Origin of the sequence: Aliagarivorans marinus DSM 23064 (genome assembly GCF_000429485.1) — a bacterium.
Lineage (GTDB): Bacteria > Pseudomonadota > Gammaproteobacteria > Enterobacterales > Celerinatantimonadaceae > Aliagarivorans > Aliagarivorans marinus.
In genome coordinates this window covers 138,220-157,458 of sequence record NZ_KE386908.1, presented here as the reverse complement: position 1 = coordinate 157,458, position 19,239 = coordinate 138,220, and the positions used below count along the sequence as shown (strand labels likewise).

Here is a 19,239-nt window from a genome sequence, read left to right as displayed (position 1 = left end):
TTTTGATCTGAATTTCGCTCCATGACTTTTGCAGTAGCGCATTAGCTTTCAAGCTAGCTTCCAGCAAGTCCAAGCGCTCAAGCTGCATGGTTTGAGACAGCACCTTTAAAGGCCGCTCTAGCACCTATACTAAGACTTGCGCTTTCAACCGCACAACTACTTGATATCTCGCCGTAAGTAGACCTATCTCCCTCAAAAGAAAGGACTCTATACACATGGCTAACCTCGATATAAGTGCACCACTAAAAGAGCTAACCGACAAAATTGAAGGGATCCTAGCCCTCGATATGGATGACCCGGAATCGGAGGCTTGGGGCTTTCTGGCCCCGCAGGTGCAAAAACTATTGCAGCAGCTTGGCATCGAAGCCGACGAATTCGCCACCTTGTTTGCTCCGCTATCTAAGGCCAAGGCCGATCCAAGCTTTAACCTCACACCCGATGAGTGGCAGCATCAAGCAGAAGGATACTCGCTGTCGGGTAAGTTTGGTGCCGGGTTGCTGGTCGATGTTGTACTGCCAAGCGATAAGGAGCAGTACCCAACATTTAAATCCTCCAATTTGCCCTTGGTGGTGTTCGGCTACGACCTAAGCATCGGGGCGGGCGCAGGTGCTAAGTTACCGATAAAGCTGCTTACCATTGAAGCTTCGGCCAGCGGCGCGCTCGATTGGAAGGTTAAGCTGATCACCTCTGTCAGCGAGGATAAAAAGCTCTCTTCACTTATTGCGAAGCTGGGTAAAACCCCGCTCGAGCTGTTCGACATTCACAAGCTATCCGGCAACCTCTGCAAGCACTACTCAGCCTTTGGGATTGAGGGCGTCATTATCAATCAAATGCGCGATCTAAGCGTTAAAGGCAAAGCCACCTTGGGTTATGCATGGAGCAAGAATGCTGCTGGAAGGGCCGTAGGGATTGAAGCAAACGCCGGCGCCTCTTTTGGTGCTGAGTACGTGTTTAAGGGCAACTTTGACTTGGTTATTACGCCTACCGAGCGCGGAATGCGCATCGAAGTAAACCAAGTTGTCGATACCAGTAAAGGGGCGAACTATAGCCTGGATGCATTAATCAAAATCAGCGGGGTCGACCAAGCCGCGAAGGCCTATCTCGAACCAGCTCTGAGCGAGCTGTCAGGGGCCGCAGAGCAGCTGAAACACCTGATCGACAAGTACAGCTCACCCAGCAGCTGGCTAACTGCGCAGCTCTCCGAGCACTTGGCTGAGCTTGCCGATGAGGACCCAAGCCTACTGCTGTCGGTGGCGCAAAATCTGGCCATTGGCAGTGGCGATGGCATAGAGAGCTCAATTAAAGACTACGTCGAGGCCAAACTTCTGGAGGTGCTGGATTCCAAACACCTGGCATGGATAAGCGCAGATGAGGCTGAAGCAAAAAGCCTAGCTAGCAGCCTGCTGGCTTCGGTCGGCCTGAGTGAAGCCGTGATTAAAACGCTCAAACTGGATAAGCACTTGGCCAAGCAAATCGTTAAGGCCAACGCCAAGCTTAACGAAGAGATTGAAGACCTCGCGGACGATGCAGGCGCTGGTGCGAACGAAGAACTTGCCCGGGTACTGCAGCAAATAGAAGGTGCCAAGGCCAAATTAGATGCGGCTGGCGAAGATATCACCGCCACCCTTAGCGAGCTTGTAGGCGAGTGGCTAACCCTCTATAACCAAGCCGCCAGCAAGTTTAATGCAACGCTTAAAAAGCTCGCTGCGGTGGAGATTGGCTTGTCTCTCTATGGCGCCCAGTCACGCACGCTCAAACGCGGCGCGATGCTCAGCCTTGAGTTAGTGCAGACCAACCACGCTAAGGTTAAGCGCTTCTACACCGACCTGCTACTTGGCAAACCCATTGATATCGAAGAACTGCGAGATGGCGAGCTAAGCCCCTATGTTGCCAACCTATCAGGCTGGTTCGAGGAGACCTACACATCGCAAAGTACATTGGGGCTGGGCTTGAATCTGGGCGACGACTTTAAGTTTGCCCAGCAACGAACCTTGGCCAATATCGCCAACGCCAAGGTAGATAGTAATGGCTTACTGCAAGCCGCTAGCAGCAATGTAACCCTCACTGATAGCTCAACGACCCTGCAAGAGACCCGAAGAACCGAGTTCCTTGGCGCCTTTGATGTATTTGCTGCCATCAAACTGGGGGCGAAACCGAACATCGCTGTAGAGATCAAGTTTGAAGATGGCAAAGTGATGAGCAGCAAAGAGTTGCATCAGTTCTTGGCACCACTCAACGATAACAAGCTGATCGACGTGCTGAACCTCTCCGCTGTAGAGAACAAGTTCGCCGAGGTATTAGCCTCCGGACAAGCGAAACGCTCGCGCATCGAGTGCGGCGTAAACCTCTCCAAGCAAGAGATTGATACCATCATCGCAACCAGCCCTACAAGGGTATGCGAGCTCACCCTACAACTGCTTTACCGCATGTGCCTGCGAGAAGATGAGATCAAGACGATTCAAGAGAACAGCAACACCGCCGATTCCATCGCAGTGCAGCTAAGGACCTTTGCAGACAAAGGGCTGTCGCAATATAGTCCGGTTGGGAGAATGTACTCAGACTTACCCTTAAAGGTCACCCGAATGCTGCGGCATGCCGAAGCACTATCTAAGGTGCCAGCGTGTTATCAGCAAATGGTGAGCGAGGTAAAAACGCTCAGCTATAGCGACCCCAACAGCTACATCGATATCATCAACGGCTATAACGATGAGATCATTCAGGCGTTGAAGTACTTTGTGGATGCCCGAGGCGCACTATCCGGCCTCGTCACAGAAACGCTGCCTAAATCTACTCAGATCTTACTGATCGTGATTGCGACCATCATCCAGCGCGACGAGCCTATTCTCACCACCAGCATCTCTTACGATGTGGGCGGTGAAACGATACTGCTGTAAGTAACAAAGGCGCGTGCCATAGCATGATCCCAACATGCGCTGGCACGCCCCGCCCATCATGCCGTCATCTCCACACAGTATTTGACTCCCAGCCAGATCTCACTAAGATCCCTCCCTTCAATTTTAAGCAGCCGTGCCCAAATGCCTCAATCAGTGACAACTCTCCCAGCGATGCCGCTACTCAACTCCGCCATTCATCCGGATGTGGCGCAGGACAAAGGGCGTTGCTTCACCCGCTATGCCACCCGCGCCATCGTGCTGCGCGGCGAGCAGATCCTGTTGCTGTATACCGCGCGCTACGATGATTACACCCTACCCGGTGGCGGCGTTGATGAGGGCGAAGCGATAGAGGCGAGCCTGGAACGAGAGCTGAAAGAAGAGACTGGCGCGAGCGGTGTGCGCAACATCGTACCACTGGGGATCTACGAAGAGCTGCGCCCGTGGTACAAGGGCGATTTTGATAGCGTGCAGATGCGCTCATACTGCTTCTACTGCGATATCGATGAACAGCTCGGCGACACCCAGTTGGAAGACTACGAGCTAAACAACGGCATGCGCCCGGTTTGGCTAAGCCTCGATGAGGCGATGGCCCATAATCGGCGAACCCTGGCAGAGAGCCCGAAAGCCGGCCTGTCGGTGCAGCGTGAACTGTTCTTGTTAGAGCTAGTGCGCGAGCGCTTGAGCACCGCAGCATAAAAGCTGCAGTGCTCATCGCTCGCCTCAAGGTAGAGCGACAGCTATTCCAACGAATAGACCTTCAGGCCAAAAGCGGGCAATGCGGCATTAAGCTGCAACTCGGCGGCATCGATACCGAGTCGCTCGCCAGTTCGCACATCGCGCGCAAACTCAGGCTGACTACTTGCGATGGCTGATCCAGCCAAGCTCAGCTGCACCTCCAGCGGCTGCTCGTCGAGGTTCGCTACCACCAGCAAACGCTGCTCAGCATTGTGCCGCACAAAGGCCACGGTTTTGGCCTTATGCTCCCCAGAAGTTTCTAGTAGCTCAAACTCGCCCGTGGCCAGTGCCAGATGTTGATTGCGCAGCGCAATCATCTGCCGGTAGTGGCTAAGCATCGACTGTGGGTCATCCACTTGCTGGGCAACATTCACCTGCCGGTAGTCGGGGTTGATATTGCGCCACGGCTTAGCCGTCGTAAAGCCTGCATTATCGCTGTCGTCCCACTGCATCGGGATACGCGAAACCGCATCCTCCCATGGCACTAGTGAGCGGTCGATGGCGGTCATACCAATCTCTTCGCCGTAGTAAACGAAGGGGATCCCCGGGCCAGTTAGCATCAAGCTAGCGGCAAGCTTCGCTTTGTCGTGGTTTCCGCGCATGGCGGTAACAGCACGTTCGCCAGCGAAGGGGTCGTGGTTGGACAACAAAGTCGCATAATTGGCACCGGCAACGGCGCTATCGGCACGTTTTAAAAAGCCATGCACTCCGCGTTTACTGCCGTTTTTTACCCCCGACATCAGCATCTGCGAGCACTTGAAGCAAAACACTGAGTGGAACTCGTCGCTGCCGTCTCCGAGGTAGTCGTCATCGGTAAATGGTGCCTCGGCAACGATAAACGCATTTGGGTAGTGATCGATAAGCTCGCGGAACTCTTGGTAGACAGCATGATTCTCGGGTTGATTCTCCTGAGCCCCATCGCCGTTCTCAATCAGGTGACTAGCAGCATCGACCCGAAAGCCATCTACGCCCATATTTAGCCAGTACTTGGCGCTGTCTTTCATATAGGCGATCACTTCAGGATTGCGGTAGTTCCAGTCAGGCAAGAAGTCGAAAAACAGCCCGTAGTAGTAACCGCCATTGGTTCTGTGCCACACCTTCGCCGCAGGATCCCATGGCCGGCCCCAGCCCAAGTCTCTGTCAGACCAGATAAACCAGTCTCGATACTGACTATCGCGATTGCGCAGCGCATCTTGGAAGATCGGATTGGCGCTGCTGGTATGATTCACCACCCAATCGATGATCACTCCCATCCCGCGCTGATGCGCCTCATCGATAAGCTGCTGGAAATCCTCCAAGCTGCCGTAGTCTTGCTCTATCTGGCGGAGGTCTTTGACATCGTAGCCATTGGAGTTGAACTCACTCTCGGTGACCGGCATCAACCACAAGCCCGTGACGCCTAACTCTTCGAGATAGTCCAGCTTGGCGATAAGCCCCTGTAAATCCCCGTGCCCATCGCCGCTGGAGTCGCTATAGGCGCGCACGAATACTTCGTAGAACACCGCCTGCTCCCACCACTGCGCTGGCAGTTGGCTGGCGGGCGGGGCAATCTCGATGCTCTCCAATTGGAGAGTGCTCTCAATAGTGGAACTAGCCGCATTATCTCTCACCTGCTCTTGAACGCTGACTTGCTCTTGAGAGCTGTCAAGCGTAGTCGAGGAGCAGGAAACAAGTGAGGTAGCCATTAACAGGCTGATTATTTTTGTCTTCACTCTACCTTTCCTTAGTGTTGTTTTCCTTTCCCAATTGCCATTTAAATCAATTAGATAAGACGAAACAACTAAGGTAGTGACAAACACATCATAACTGTGAAGTCACAGCGTACAGACAAGCAGCAACACCCAAGGCAGAAGCAGCCTCCCCCCGTACCACCCGACCAGCCACCACAGACATCCGCCAGCTGTATCGTATCGGCTACATACCTTATGCCAGCGGGCTAAAGCCGATTAACTATACTTAGCGCTTATTGTTTCACAGGTAGGCTTAACATTGGCCACCTTAGGTTCGCTGCCAGAGCAGCTATTGTGCAGAGGGTGGCAAAGCAGGATAAGAGTTAGTCCGTGAAGTTTCCGAATGCTCGAATCGAAGATTACTACAGGCAGTGTGAGGCCCTGCTTAGCTTCGGCAACCTGTCCTGGTGGATCATCGACCTGCAAGACAATCCCGATGTGTTCTATTGCAACCCAACCATGTGCACGACCTTTCGCCTCGCCCCCACACTGACCCAGCATTCAGTGAGTCAAACTTGCCCCATCGCTGGCGATTTTAATAAGTACATCGCCATGAAAGACAGCGCGGAAGCTAAAAAAGTGTTTGCCGAGTACCAAGCGCTTATCGACAACACCCATGATGAGTACTGCAATCGCTTCCCCTATTTCGATGAAGCGCTAGGCAAGGTGCTGTACTTCTCCAGCCGCGCCCGGGCCGTGGCGCGCGATGCCGATGGCAAAGCAACCTTGCTGTTTGGCATGATAGAGCCGGAAACCGTCACCGAAGAGCTCTACCACCTCGCCTCCATCGACTGCCTCACCAAACTCAAGAATCGCCGGGAGTTCGACAGCCAACTGCAATTTATGATTGAGCTGGCCAAACGCGAGGCTCACTATGTTTCACTGATTCTCTGCGATATCGACCACTTCAAGCTGTACAACGACACCATGGGCCATTACGCCGGTGATGAATGCCTGAAAAAGGTCGCAAGTACCTTGTCCCAATGCTGTAGCCGTGGCATCGATACAGTATGTCGCTATGGCGGCGAAGAGTTCGCAATCATCACCTTTGGCAAGGCCGATCAAACCGCCGCACTGGCAGAGCAGCTACGGAAAAAGCTGATGGGGCTGAAGCTGCCCCATGCCGCCACCGACTTGGGCATTGTAACCATCAGCGTGGGCTACGTGTCGGTGATCCCCAAGCACAACACCACCGCCAAGGCCCTAATCGAAACCGCCGATCGCTGCCTCTATCAAGCCAAGGCCAAAGGCCGTAACCAGAGCGTTGGCTGTGTCTGCCGAGATGCAGAGCTTAAAGACTGCGAGCAACTCCCCAAACGACCTACCGACCAGGCTTAGCAGCGCTTCAGAATGTAAGCTATGTGCGCGCCAACTACGCCATATGGACCGAAACATATTGATGCGCCCCTCGCAAAAACACCAGCAAAAGTTGAGCGAAGCCACACCCGGTTGTTAAGCTGCAACGGTCAGCCTTTCTGGCTTTGCCCAAGAGTTGTTCCTGCCATGCATAAAAAGTCCACCATCTACGATGTCGCCACCCATGCCGGGGTCTCTCCAGCCACGGTATCGCGCTACCTCAACCGCACCTCGTTTATCAGCAAAGACAAGGTCGATAAGATCGAAAAGGCGATCTTCGAGCTGGGGTTTCGCAGTCGCAAACGCAAAAACCAGCCGACCACCAAACGAAACATGCTGATTGGTGTGGTCGCGCCATCCTACGATGCGACCTGGGTCAGCGCCATTTTGGCCGGCATGACCCGGCGTATGCACTGCCATAGCTACGATTTGCTGGTTGAAACCACCCAGTGGAAGCTGGAACGCGAGCGCATGGAGATGCAAGACTTTGTGCAGCGCGGGGTGGATGGTTTGATTGTGCTCGGCGGCTATCTCTCGTCCAAAGAAGTCAAAGCGATCTGCGGCAATACCCCGGTCTTGTTTATGTCACGCGATGGCGAATCCGGCGATATCCCGGTGCTAAACATCGACAACGAACTGGGCGGTTACCTGGCCACCACCCATTTAATCCAAAAGGGCCATCGGCGGATTGCCCACATCCATGGCCCGCAGCGTTCCCTCGATGCACGCGAGCGTATGGAGGGCTACAAACGGGCGCTAAAAGCGGCAGGCATTCCCTACGACTCATCACTGGTGGGTGACGGCAACTACGATCAATACGGCGGCTTTTGGCAGGCGCAGGCCATCATGAAAAAGCACCCTGATGTCACCGCAATCTTTGTGGCCAACGATCAGTGTTCCTTTGGGGCGATCCAGGCGCTGCATCAGATGGGGCTGAAGGTGCCTGAGCATGTCTCCATCGTGGGCTTTGACGATGTGGAAATGTCGGACTTCTTTATCCCTCGCCTCACCACCATCCGCCAGCCATTTCTGGAGATCGGCGAGCTGGCCATTAACTATATCTTCGACGTAATTGGCGGCAACCAAGCCAACTATGAGCTGCCTGCGGTGAGCATCGTTGAACGCGACAGCTGTCGGGCCGAAGGAAAAGTTTCATGGAAAACTGAGGAATACAAGACGCCAATTAAGACTCAGCGGCCAAATGTTTCATAGCTGCCTGCGAATTTGCGGAAGCTTTCTGAGTTTCCGCTTTTCGTAACGTTATCCCCCACTTCCCTGCGGCTAAGCTCACAAAAAACCGACTTCCCCATCGCTAGTATCCGGCGTGAACACAGAACAAAGCGCTAACTGCGCTTGCAAAAATAATCCTAATCTCTGTTTGCTAAGGAATGATAACGATGAAACGCTCCCTGCTACTTGCCGCAGCTATTTCAGCTGCCATGACCCTACCCGCCACGGCGGACACCAACGATGTGCCCAACCTACGTATCCTCGGTGAGTTCTCCACCGGCTGGGTGCGCAACTTCAACCCGTGGATTGGCGGTCGCCATAACTTTTCCTACGAGACCCTGTTCGCCTTTGACCTGCTAGATGATGCCAAGGTGCATCCATGGCTAGGCACCGAGTACTCACTCAGCGACGACCTGAAAGTGCTGACCGTTAAACTGCGTAAAGGCGTTAAGTGGTCCGACGGCGAACCCTTCAGCGCCGACGACGTAGTATTCACCTTTGAGTACCCACGCAACCACCCAGAGATCGACAACGGCGGCCTCACCTCTAAGGTGGCTAAGATCGAGAAGATTGACGATCTAACAGTAAAAATCCACCTTCACGAAGCCAATGCCTTCGCCGCCCAAGACATTATCGGTGAGTCCACCCGCATCGTGCCAAAGCACATCTGGGAGAATATCGACAACCCAGCGGGCGAGGTAAACGCCAACCCAGTGGCCACCGGCCCATTCACCGAGGTGCAGCGCTTTACCCCGCAGGTTTACGTGCTGTGTAAAAACCCTCACTACTGGAACAGCGACTTAGAGGTGGAATGCCTCGAGTTCCCACAGTTCGCCAGCAACGACGCAGCGCTGGAGATCATGGCCAAGGGCGAGTTTGACTGGGGCGGCATCTTTATCCCCGATATCGAGCGAACCTTTGTCGAGCAAAGCCCGGGCAACCACTACTGGTTCCCGTCCAGCGACGGCGTACGTCTGACCTTTAACTTCGAAACTGACAACGAAGGCGCCAAGCAGGCCTTCGAAAACCTCAACTTCCGTAAGGCGGTGAGTCTGGCCATGGACCGTGACGCGATGATGATGATCGGCGCTTACGGCTACGTGAACGGCGACAACCCTGGCACTAACCTGCCCACCGGTCAGTGGCGCTGGCGCGACGAGCAAGCCGACCAACACTGGGCCGAGCTAAGCCAATACGATCTCAAATCTGCCAAGCAGCTATTGGCTGATGCGGGCTTTAAAGATACAAGTGGCGATGGCTTTATCGACAATCCCGATGGCTCAAGCTTTAACATCCGCGTGCAAGTGCCCAGCGGCTGGACCGATTGGGTCAACAACGCAGCCATTGCAGTAGAAGGCATGCGCCTGCTTGGCATTAATGCCACCGTAGTTACGCCAGAAGTGAACGCTTACTCATCCAACTGGGAGAGCGGTAACTTCGATATGCAGTTTGGTGGCGGTTCGATGCAATCGTCGGTATGGAAGTTCTATGACTACACCATGCACTCGCGCTTTGCAAAAACCAACATGTGGTGGTCGACCACCTCAACCAACTACACCAACGCCGACCTCGATGGCTGGATTGAAGGCATGAGCCAAACCCAGGATGAAGCCGAGCAAAAAGCCTTTGCCGCCAACATTGAGCGCTACTTTGCCGACCAAGTGGTCCACATTCCGCTGTACTACAACGGTGTGTGGTATCAGTACAACGATACCCGCTTCACCGGCTTCGCCAATGCTGACAACCCCTTCGTTCACCCCGCTCCGTGGGATGGCATGAGCCGTATGGTGCATGTAATGAACCTGAAACCGCGTCAGTAATCGCCGGCAGTGCAGGAGTGGCGCTAGGGTCGCCACTCCTTGTTCCATCAAGCAAACCCTGTTTTCACAGCACGACGCACTACAGCATCCAAGTTAGCTTGCGCAGCTGCGCAATCGAGGCCTGTATATGAAATTTATCCTAAGCCGCCTGGGCTTTTACCTGCTCGCCTTTGTCACGGCCGTCACCATTAACTTCTTCTTGCCAAGGATGATGCCCGGCGACCCGATCAAATCTTTTCTCGGCCGCCTAGCCATGAACGGCGGACAGATCACCCCAGAGACCATCTCCGCCCTCGAAGCGCTCTACGGCTACTCCACCAGCACCCCACTGTGGCAGCAATTTTTCCAGTATTTGGGGAGTGTACTGGCTGGCGACTGGGGCATGTCGACCCGCTTCTTCCAGCCAGTATTTGAGGTGCTGGGCCGCGGCATGCTCTGGACCCTGCTGTTGGTTGGCACCTATTTGATTGTCTCCTACACCCTTACCACCTTGCTCGGCATCTATGTGGCTTGGAAGCGAGGCACTTGGACCGACTCGGTGATTACCGTGGGCTCGGTGGTGGTGTCGTCCATTCCCTCAGTGGTGATGGCGCTGGTGATGTACTTTATCTTCGCCTCCAACTTGGGCTGGTTCCCCACCAGCTATGCCTATCACCCCTCACTCGATCCAGCTTTCAGTGGCGAGTTTATCGGCAGCGTGGCCTACCACCTGGTGTTACCGCTGCTATGCATGGTGGCGCTGGGCATGGGCAACGTAATGGGCATGCGCTCGAACATGATCAACCAGCTTGGCGAAGACTTTATCGTGATGGGCTGGGCCAAAGGGGTGCGCGACCGCAAGGTGATGCTGCACTACGGTGCCCGTAACGCGATTTTGCCGATGATCACCTCGTTTGCCATGTCGGTGGGTGCCATCTTCGGCGGCTCCCTGATTATCGAAATCATCTTTAACTATCCCGGCCTAGGTCAGGTGATGTTCCAAGCCATGTTAGCGCGTGACTACCCGCTGATTCAGGGCTACCTGCTGATCATGACCATGATGGTGCTTGGCGCCAACTTTATCGCCGACTGTCTGCTATTCGTTCTCGACCCTCGCCTGCGCACGCAGCTGGATTAATGGAAGGGCTTATGAAAACTCTACTTAGAAACATCAAGCAGTTTATGCTGGATAACCCCAAGGCCTTTATCGGCATCGTGATTGTGCTGAGCGTGTGCCTGCTTTGTCTGATGGCGCCGCTGCTCACCGAATATGCCGCCTCGGCCCGCGTCGGCCGCCCCCACCAAGCCCCCGGTGGCGATCACCTGCTGGGCACCACCCGCATGGGTCGCGATGTATGGGCGCAAGTGCTCTACGGCGGACGCATCTCGCTGATGGTTGGCTTTGTCGCGGGCACCTTTGTGATTTTGATGGCGATGATCGTCGGTATCGCCTCTGGCTACTTCGGTGGCTTGGTAGATAACGTACTCTCGCTACTGACTAACCTAGTGATGGTGATCCCCAGCCTGCCACTGATGCTGGTACTGGCGGCATTTCTTGACCAAGTCTCGCCACTAGTGATTGCGATTATTATCGGTGCTACCTCTTGGCCTTGGGGCGCGCGGGTGTTGCGTTCGCAAACCTTGGCCATTCGCAATCGCGACTTTGTCCACGCCGCCGAGGTGATGGGCGAGAGCAAAAAACGCATGCTGTTCGCCGAGATCATGCCGAACATGATGTCGATCCTCGCCTCCAGTTTTATCGGTACCGTGATCTACGCGATTATGACCCAAGCCACTCTGGAGTTTATCGGCCTCGGTGACCCACTCAGCGTCACTTGGGGCGGCATGCTCTACAACGCCGACCAAACCTCTGCCATGCGCATCGGCGCCTGGTGGGAGATCGTCGCCCCCAGCGTAGCGCTGGCCTCGGTGGCCATTGGCCTGGCACTGATTAACTTCTCCATCGACGAGATCTCCAACCCTAAACTGAAGGCCCAACGGATCATGGCCAAGTTCCGCCGCGAGCAGAACAAAGCCGCCAAGCAGCAGGCCGCCGCCCCACTGACTAACGCGGAGCAAGCATCATGAGCAAACTGGTTGAAGTAAAAAACCTCTGCGTCGACTACATCACCTTCAATGGCCGGGTACGCGCGGTCAGTGATGTGAGCTTTCATATCAACCAAGGCGAGATCCTCGGCTTGGCGGGCGAATCGGGCTGCGGTAAGTCCACCATCGCCTACTCGCTGATGCGCTTGCACCGTCCACCCGCACTGATCTCCGAAGGCTCAATTGAGTTTGAAGGGCGCGATGTGCTGGCAATGGACGATGACCAACTGCGCGAGTTCCGCTGGAAAGAGACCTCCATGGTGTTCCAAAGCGCCATGAACTGTCTGAATCCGGTGAAAACCATCGAATATCAGTTCTGGGATATCTTCGACGCCCACGGTTTGGTGAGCTCACGCGACGAGTCCATCGAGAAGGCCAAAGAGCTGCTGCGCATCGTGGACATTCCCACCGAACGCCTGTTCGACTACCCACACCAGTTCTCCGGCGGCATGCGCCAGCGGGTGGTGATCGCCATGGCGCTGGCCCTCAAGCCCAAGCTGCTAATTATGGATGAGCCCACCACCGCGCTGGATGTGGTGGTGCAGCGCGAGATCTTACAAAAGGTCTATCAGCTCAAAGAGCAGTTTGGCTTCTCCATCCTGTTTATCACCCACGACCTAAGCCTGATGGTGGAGCTGTGCGATCGCATCGGCATTATGTACTCCGGCAAACTGGTCGAGCTGGCTCCAGCCAAGCAGATCCTCAGCCAGCCATTGCACCCCTATGCCCATGGTCTTGGCGACTCCTTCCCCACCCTGCATGGCGAACTGCAGGAGATGAAGGGCATCCCCGGCACTCCGCTGGACTTGCAAAACGTGCCACCGGGCTGTCGCTTTGCCCCGCGCTGCTTTAAGGCAACGGCTGCGTGTCGCGAGCAAGAGCCGCAGTTGCTGCAAGCCAATGAGCAACGCTGGGTGGCCTGCCTCGAGCCGCTGAAGATTGCTTCTCAAGCCCAGCAGCCAGAGCCACTCACCCAATCCCATTCCGAGCCATCTGAAACTACCTGTGCGGAGGCGCTTTAAATGAATACAGCAACTCAATCCTCACTGCTCAGCGATCAGGAACAAAAACAACAGTTCGACAGCCAATACCCACTGGTGCTGGAAGCAAAAAACCTCACCATCGATTTTCGCAAAAAGCGCAGCTCCTTATTTGGCCCCAAAGAGTACCTGCGAGCGCTCAACGGCCTCGACTTTCAGCTGCGCGCCGGACGCTGTGTGGCGCTGGTTGGCGAATCTGGCTGCGGTAAAAGCACCAGCGCTAAGATCGCCACTAAGATCCACAAAGCCAGCGAGGGTGCCATCTACTACAAGGGCGAGAACATCGATACCCTCACCCGCTCAGAGCAGCTGGCCGAGTACCGCCGCGAGGTGCAGATGGTGTTCCAAGACCCCTTCAGCTCGCTCAACCCACTGCATACCATTCGCTACCATCTGCAGCGGCCATTGCAGATCCACCACCAGCTCAAGCCGGGCAAGGCGATGGACGAGATGCTGGTCGAGCTACTCACCAAGGTAGGGCTAACGCCTGCTAAAGAGGTGCTGGAGAAGTTCCCCCACCAGCTCTCCGGCGGTCAGCGCCAGCGGGTATTCTTGGCGAAGACGCTGGCAATTGGTGCCGAGGTGATCCTGGCCGATGAGCCCACCTCGATGCTGGATGTGTCGATCCGCATCGGTGTGCTGAACCTGATGAACGAGATGAAGCACGAGATGGGTAAGGCCTTCCTCTACATCACCCACGATATCGCCACCGCCCGCTACTTCGCCGAAGACATTATCGTGCTCTACTGCGGCCACATGGTGGAGTGGGGCTCCACCGAAGCGGTTACCCAGAACCCGCAGCACCCCTATACCCAATTGTTGTTGGCGGCAGTGCCCGATCCAAGCCGCAGCATTCACGAGAAGCTGCCCACCCAGCGCTCAATGGAGACCCCAATGTGGTCGCCCGAGCACAAGGGTTGCCCTTATGCAGCTCGTTGCCCCAAGGCGATGGCTCAGTGTAGCCAAGGCCTGCCGGAGCCCAAGGAGCTTGAGCCCGGCCATTTTATCCGTTGTCATTTATTCGTTTAGAGCAGTTTATGAAAGACACCATTCCCTATTTCAATGACTGGCCGAGGATTGAATCGGCCATCCAGCCCGACCCGCAGCTGGAGCGAGAGATCAGCCAGATACTGGCGCAGATGACCCTGGAAGAGAAAATCGGTCAGATGATCCAGCCCAACCTACGTGGCGTCACCCCCGAGCTGGCCAAGCAATACAAGCTCGGCTCGATCCTCAACGGTGGCGGCACCTGGATCGACGAAAACAAATACGCCACGGCCGAGCAGTGGACCGAACGAGCCGAGGCCTTCTGGCAAGCGGTGGATGAGGCCTACGCCGACCGCCCGTTTCGCATCCCGTTTATGTGGGCCACCGATGCAGTGCACGGCCACAACAACGCCTTTGGCGCAACCCTATTCCCGCACAATATCGGCCTCGGCTGCGCCCGTGACCCGGAGCTGATTGAACGTATCGGCCAGGTGACCGCCCGCGAAGTGGCCGCCACCGGATTGGACTGGACCTTCGCCCCCACCGTTGCGGTGCCGCGCGATCTGCGCTGGGGCCGCACCTATGAGGGCTATGCAGAAGATCCCATCATCACCTACTACTATGCCGAGCGCATGGTGCAAGGCCTGCAAGGCGATGCCGAGCAGCTGAAAACCGACCTTAAGGTTATCTCCAACGTGAAGCACTGGCTGGGCGATGGCGGCACCGCTCAAGGGGTGGATCGCGGCGATACCCACTACAGCGAAGAGCTGATGCGCAACCTGCATGGCGCAGGCTACTTTAGCGGCCTGAACGCCGGCGCTCAGGTAGTAATGTCATCCTTTAACACCTGGGTGGATGAGACCAACTACGACCACGACCCCAGCGATGGCATCGAGTACAACCACAAGCTCCACGGCAGTAAGTACCTAATCACCGACATACTGAAAACCAAGATGGGCTTCGACGGCTTGGTGGTGACCGACTGGAACGGCCACGCCGAGGTCAGCAAATGCAGCGACAGCGATGTGCGCTACGCCATCAACGCCGGGAACGACATCCTGATGATCTCCGATCAGGAACACTGGATCCCCGCCTTCGAGAAAACCGTCGCCGATGTTAACGCTGGCCATATCCCGATGGCGCGGATCAACGATGCGGTGCTGCGGATCCTGCGGGTGAAAAAACGCGCCGGACTGTGGGAGAAGGCCAGCCCGAAACAGCGCCGCTTGTCGGCCCAGCAAGCCAACCTAGGTGCAGAAGAGCATCGCAGCGTGGCTCGCGAAGCGGTGCGTAAATCGATGGTGCTGCTGAAAAACAACGAGCAACTACTGCCGCTAGCGCGCGAACACAAGCTTCTGCTAACCGGCTCCGCCGCCGACGACCTCACCAAACAAGTTGGTGGCTGGAACCTCACCTGGCAGGGCGATGAGAATCAACCCAGCGACTTCCCCAATGGCATTACCGTACGCGCAGCACTAGAGCAAGAGATGGGCGAGCAGCTATGTTTTGCCGATGAGCTTCCCGCAGATCTTAGCGAGTTCGAAACCGCCATCGTCGCCTTTGGCGAAGACCCCTACGCCGAAATGATCGGCGATATTAAGCCCGGGCAAAGCCTCGATTTCAGCCAAATCAAGCGCCGCTATACCAAGGATTGCCAAACCATCGAGGCGCTTAAGCAAGCTGGCGTTAAAGTGGTTGCACTGTTCTTTAGTGGCCGCCCGCTCTACGTAAACCCACTGCTAAACGCCAGCGATGCCTTTATCGCCGCCTTCCTGCCCGGCAGTGAAGGGCGCGGTATCAGCGACTTGCTGCTGCGTGATAACAACGGCGCTATCCGCTTTGATTTCACTGGCAAGCTCTCCTTTAGCTGGCCGATGCGCCCCGACAGCTACGCCATGCACCGCATTCCGCCGCATATCGAGAACTACCAGATGCACCCGGACGAGCAGGCACCCAAAGGCGAGCACGCCCCGCTATTCCCTTACGGCTATGGCTTGCGCTACGGAGAGCAAGCGCCGCGGGAATTAGACAACCTGCCGCATATCGAGCTGGAGCAAGATGATTCCGTGCTCGGCGATCTGCACCTCTACGGGATTGCTGCCACGCCGGGCAACTTCGACCTGCTGGTCCAAGAAGCGCAGGCCTTTAACCCGGTCTCACGCAACAACCCGCTGCAGTTCTCCGGCTTGTCGACTCGCCCCTACAACTGCCTACAGCAACAGGACTCGATCCGCTGCCACTTTAGCGATAGCAGCAGTACCCTGAGCATTATGACCTCTGATAAACAGCCCTTCGATCTGTTCCCGTGGCTGTCTCATGGTGATCTGGTCTTCGATATTAAGGCCTACTCCACGACAAGCGCCCCGCTTTGGCTGACAATGGGCGAAGGCTCGATGAAGGTGGATATCGCCCAGCAGATAAGCGATGCAGCCAACCAGAGCGAGCGCCAATTCCACACCCAGCGGGTGTCGCTGCAATCGCTGGTGTCGTGGTCGCAAAGTGAACGCACTACCCTGCTTGAGCTTAACAGCGAAGCAGCCTGTGATTTTGTCATCGCCAACGTCCGCATTGAAGCGGCATTAGATAAGGAGCAAGCATGAAACTGGTCGGCTTGGATATCGGTGGTACCAAGATAGAAGCTAAGGTACTGGACAGCGACGGCCAAGAGCTGTTTGTCCACCGCGTGGCTACCCCAAAGAACTACCCAAACTTTCTCGACTGTGTGGTGGACTTAATCACCTATGTCGAGAGCAAGGTCGGTAACTTCGCCCGCATCGGCTGCGGCCTGCCCGGCGCAGTGTCGCCGGTCACCGGGCTGATGCAAAACGCCAACAGCACCTTCTTAATTGGCCAAGACGTAGTTGGAGACTTAAAACAGCGCCTCGGCAAAGATGTACGTATTGCCAACGACGCCAACTGCTTCGCCCTGTCAGAAGCGGTCGATGGCGCAGGTGCGGGCAGCGAGATCGTATTCGGCGTCATATTGGGCACCGGCTGCGGCGGCGGTGTGGTGATCAACCAACAAGTGCTCACCGGCGCCAACGCGATTAGCGGCGAATGGGGCCACAACCCACTACCGGACTTTGAGCTGGACAAAGACGGTGAAACCGGCCCCTGCTACTGCGGCCGCAGCCACTGCATCGAGCAATACCTCTCCGGTACCGGCTTCGCCCAGCAATACAACCGCAAGTACGGCAAAGACCTGAAAGCCCAGCAGATCATCGAGCTCGCCCAACAAGGCGACAGCCAAGCCAAAGCCGCCTACGAGCTCTATGTAGACCAACTGGCCCGTAGCCTGGCCGCCGTCACCAACATCCTCGACCCACACACCATCGTGTTCGGCGGCGGCTTTTCAAATGTCGATAGCCTCTACCCAGATGTATCCGAGGTCATCGGCAATTACATCTTCGCCGCAGAGCCACGGGTACAGATCCGCAAGGCGAAGTATGGGGATAGTAGTGGGGTTAGAGGGGCGGCTTGGTTGGCTAGGGATTGATGTTGCTAGATACTTGATGGGATAACACGCCGCAGGATCTGCGGCATCACTTACACAGAACTTGCTAACTTACCTTTGGTTTGAAAATATCGTCTTAAAGTTAAGAGGGTTAAGTAACGCCGAGTAACCTAGAGCAGTAGGTACACAGCCGTCAGACCTATCGTTCAAATACCACTTTTCAGCATGTCCTCAAACAGAAAATGGCAGAATCTACCTTTTATAACGGCGGCTTAAGACTCAGTGTCAAGTATCACAAAACTTGTCCGAAATAAACGAAACCCAAGCCCCATAGTTAAAATATCCCCAATCAAAAACACTGCCTCAAACCACCCTATTGTGTTTTTCATCAGCCAACTATAAACTCAAACAAAGTCAACTACATTAAGATAAAAACACTCACAAAAATATCACAAGGCAACCAAGCGAACCGCAAAAGGATATGTGAAGACAACCATAGTCGCCATTTTTAAAACTAATTTAGGGATGAATAATGAAAATCGACGAAAAAATAAAAAAGAGACTAAAAAAGAAACTGTCTACTACAGAGATTGATAAGTTTGAAAAAAGCATCATAAAAAATGAAGTCTATGAGGTTTCCAAACTCCTTGAAACAAGCTCATCTCAAGCCGAAAAAATAATTACAGCGTTAAGGAAAAGCAACGGCAAACATATTCCTTATGACTCAGATTTGCCTAATGAGTTGAATTGGCTAGAAGAAGGATTGGAAACCAATATAATTAACGACATAGAAATAAATTACCCGACTAACAAACAAAAAAACAAATCATCTTTATCGGAAAAGCTAATATCATTATTAATATTAGCACTATTAAGCGTCCTTTTCGTTTATCACAAATCATTCAGCAAATCAATAAAGAAACTACCGATAAGTTATAAAAACTTATCCACCAAGTCTTTATTATCATTCCTATCAGCACCTTTAGCGTACACTGTAATATTGCAATTATCCCGTTTTTTTAACTGGGGGACAGAATATTTATCAGGTTCTCAGTACGTTTACGGAGGAACTAAGATATTCTTGGAAATGACTGCCATTACATATCTGACACTTTTGCCTAGTAGGATTTCAGAACAAAAATTGAAAGACAGCCAACTCAAAAAAGTAGTTGATATGCTCACCTTCACCTCCATCCTATTCGTAACCTATCAACTAGCCTCTATATTGAACTGGACAACACCATCCTCCACTGGCGAAATAGTTAATCTGGCTAACTATTTCTGCTACCACTTCTTTATGCTAATTGCAATTGCGAGAGGCGTGTACTTAAGAAAGAATAAGCTTGAATTCGCGAGGAAGGTAAATTAAAACCGAACAAGAATTAAATGAGAACGCGAAGTAAAACTGCAAACTTTAAAGGCAGCTTAAAAAAGCAACTTACATCAAAATAGTAAATGCATTTAACTATATAAGAGGGGCTGTTTTTCAAGTAATCGGGGCTCATGGGATAGAACTTAACGATCCCCTTTCAAACTCTTACTTACCCCTAGGTTATAATTATAACGGGCCGTACAAGCAAAAGGTAGAGTACCCATGCGAAACTGGGAGCAGGCAACTCTGCTAAGTCTGCACTCAGCATCGCAGTAATGCTGTCAGGAAGAATCATTGATGAGTACCACCACAAAAGTCAAACCAATCTTTCTAACACACAACGAAGACTGCTTCCGCTCTACTCTTTATTTCCCAAAAGTTTCATAGCTCCCCACTGCACCGTGCACCACTTCCCCTTTTCAACATCCCAATGTTTCATCGCCCCCAAAACGCGTGTCCACGCACAGTGGCAAAGGCCCTGCTCTGCCTACTATCTCCCTAATATTCATGCGCATGGTGTAGGCAATTATCTTCTG

Annotated in this window: 13 protein-coding genes; 12 read left to right on the top strand and 1 reads right to left on the bottom strand. The window is 54.1% G+C overall.

Going from position 1 to position 19,239, the window contains the following annotated elements; translation table 11 throughout:
• Positions 1–215 precede the first annotated feature (215 nt).
• Positions 216–2,894, top strand: a complete 2,679-nt coding sequence (locus G461_RS0118265; RefSeq protein WP_026972928.1) for a hypothetical protein — start codon at positions 216–218, stop codon at positions 2,892–2,894.
• Positions 2,895–3,047: 153 nt separating this feature from the next.
• A complete protein-coding gene (locus tag G461_RS0118260) occupies positions 3,048–3,590 on the top strand; it encodes an NUDIX hydrolase (RefSeq protein WP_342664376.1) in 543 nt (180 codons plus the stop codon).
• A 41-nt stretch (positions 3,591–3,631) separates the two neighbouring features.
• Here the strand turns inward: G461_RS0118260 and G461_RS24775 are convergent, their stop codons facing one another.
• Complete coding sequence (locus G461_RS24775; RefSeq protein ID WP_157360364.1) at positions 3,632–5,341, bottom strand: alpha-amylase family glycosyl hydrolase; 1,710 nt, start codon at positions 5,339–5,341, stop codon at positions 3,632–3,634.
• 348 nt (positions 5,342–5,689) lie between these two features.
• Between G461_RS24775 and G461_RS24770 the strand changes: the two genes are divergently transcribed.
• The 10 genes from G461_RS24770 to G461_RS0118205 all read left to right on the top strand — a co-directional run bounded on the left by G461_RS24770 (position 5,690) and on the right by G461_RS0118205 (position 18,700).
• Positions 5,690–6,697, top strand: a complete 1,008-nt coding sequence (locus G461_RS24770) for a GGDEF domain-containing protein (protein ID WP_084429367.1) — start codon at positions 5,690–5,692, stop codon at positions 6,695–6,697.
• 165 nt (positions 6,698–6,862) lie between these two features.
• Entirely contained in the window at positions 6,863–7,927 is a 1,065-nt protein-coding gene (locus G461_RS24765) for a LacI family DNA-binding transcriptional regulator (protein WP_051333679.1), read from the top strand.
• 185 nt (positions 7,928–8,112) lie between these two features.
• On the top strand, positions 8,113–9,765 hold the full coding sequence (locus G461_RS0118240; RefSeq protein ID WP_026972926.1) for an ABC transporter substrate-binding protein: 1,653 nt from the start codon (positions 8,113–8,115) through the stop codon (positions 9,763–9,765).
• Positions 9,766–9,892: 127 nt separating this feature from the next.
• Entirely contained in the window at positions 9,893–10,882 is a 990-nt protein-coding gene (locus G461_RS0118235) for an ABC transporter permease (RefSeq protein WP_026960290.1), read from the top strand.
• A gap of 11 nt (positions 10,883–10,893) precedes the next feature.
• Complete coding sequence (locus tag G461_RS0118230) at positions 10,894–11,832, top strand: ABC transporter permease (protein WP_026972925.1); 939 nt, start codon at positions 10,894–10,896, stop codon at positions 11,830–11,832.
• Positions 11,829–12,872, top strand: coding sequence for an ABC transporter ATP-binding protein (locus G461_RS24760; protein ID WP_051333678.1), 1,044 nt, complete (start codon positions 11,829–11,831; stop codon positions 12,870–12,872). The genes G461_RS0118230 and G461_RS24760 overlap by 4 nt, the downstream gene beginning before the upstream one ends.
• A complete protein-coding gene (locus G461_RS0118220) occupies positions 12,873–13,919 on the top strand; it encodes an ABC transporter ATP-binding protein (RefSeq protein ID WP_084429364.1) in 1,047 nt (348 codons plus the stop codon).
• 8 nt (positions 13,920–13,927) lie between these two features.
• Positions 13,928–16,477, top strand: coding sequence for a glycoside hydrolase family 3 protein (locus G461_RS24755; protein ID WP_035480794.1), 2,550 nt, complete (start codon positions 13,928–13,930; stop codon positions 16,475–16,477).
• Complete coding sequence (locus G461_RS0118210; protein ID WP_026972923.1) at positions 16,474–17,373, top strand: ROK family protein; 900 nt, start codon at positions 16,474–16,476, stop codon at positions 17,371–17,373. The genes G461_RS24755 and G461_RS0118210 overlap by 4 nt, the downstream gene beginning before the upstream one ends.
• Positions 17,374–17,863: 490 nt before the next feature.
• Complete coding sequence (locus tag G461_RS0118205; RefSeq protein WP_026972922.1) at positions 17,864–18,700, top strand: hypothetical protein; 837 nt, start codon at positions 17,864–17,866, stop codon at positions 18,698–18,700.
• The last annotated feature ends 539 nt before the right edge of the window (positions 18,701–19,239 follow it).

Bases quoted from the DNA above. Each gene is read 5' to 3' on its own strand.
- G461_RS0118240 (WP_026972926.1), top strand. From the start codon at position 8,113: ATGAAACGCTCCCTGCTACTTGCCGCAGCTATTTCAGCTGCCATGACC.
- G461_RS0118235 (WP_026960290.1), top strand. From the start codon at position 9,893: ATGAAATTTATCCTAAGCCGCCTGGGCTTTTACCTGCTCGCCTTTGTC.
- G461_RS0118230 (WP_026972925.1), top strand. From the start codon at position 10,894: ATGAAAACTCTACTTAGAAACATCAAGCAGTTTATGCTGGATAACCCC.
- G461_RS24755 (WP_035480794.1), top strand. From the start codon at position 13,928: ATGAAAGACACCATTCCCTATTTCAATGACTGGCCGAGGATTGAATCG.
- G461_RS0118205 (WP_026972922.1), top strand. From the start codon at position 17,864: ATGAAAATCGACGAAAAAATAAAAAAGAGACTAAAAAAGAAACTGTCT.
- G461_RS24765 (WP_051333679.1), top strand. From the start codon at position 6,863: ATGCATAAAAAGTCCACCATCTACGATGTCGCCACCCATGCCGGGGTC.
- G461_RS24760 (WP_051333678.1), top strand. From the start codon at position 11,829: ATGAGCAAACTGGTTGAAGTAAAAAACCTCTGCGTCGACTACATCACC.
- G461_RS0118220 (WP_084429364.1), top strand. From the start codon at position 12,873: ATGAATACAGCAACTCAATCCTCACTGCTCAGCGATCAGGAACAAAAA.
- G461_RS0118210 (WP_026972923.1), top strand. From the start codon at position 16,474: ATGAAACTGGTCGGCTTGGATATCGGTGGTACCAAGATAGAAGCTAAG.
- G461_RS0118265 (WP_026972928.1), top strand. From the start codon at position 216: ATGGCTAACCTCGATATAAGTGCACCACTAAAAGAGCTAACCGACAAA.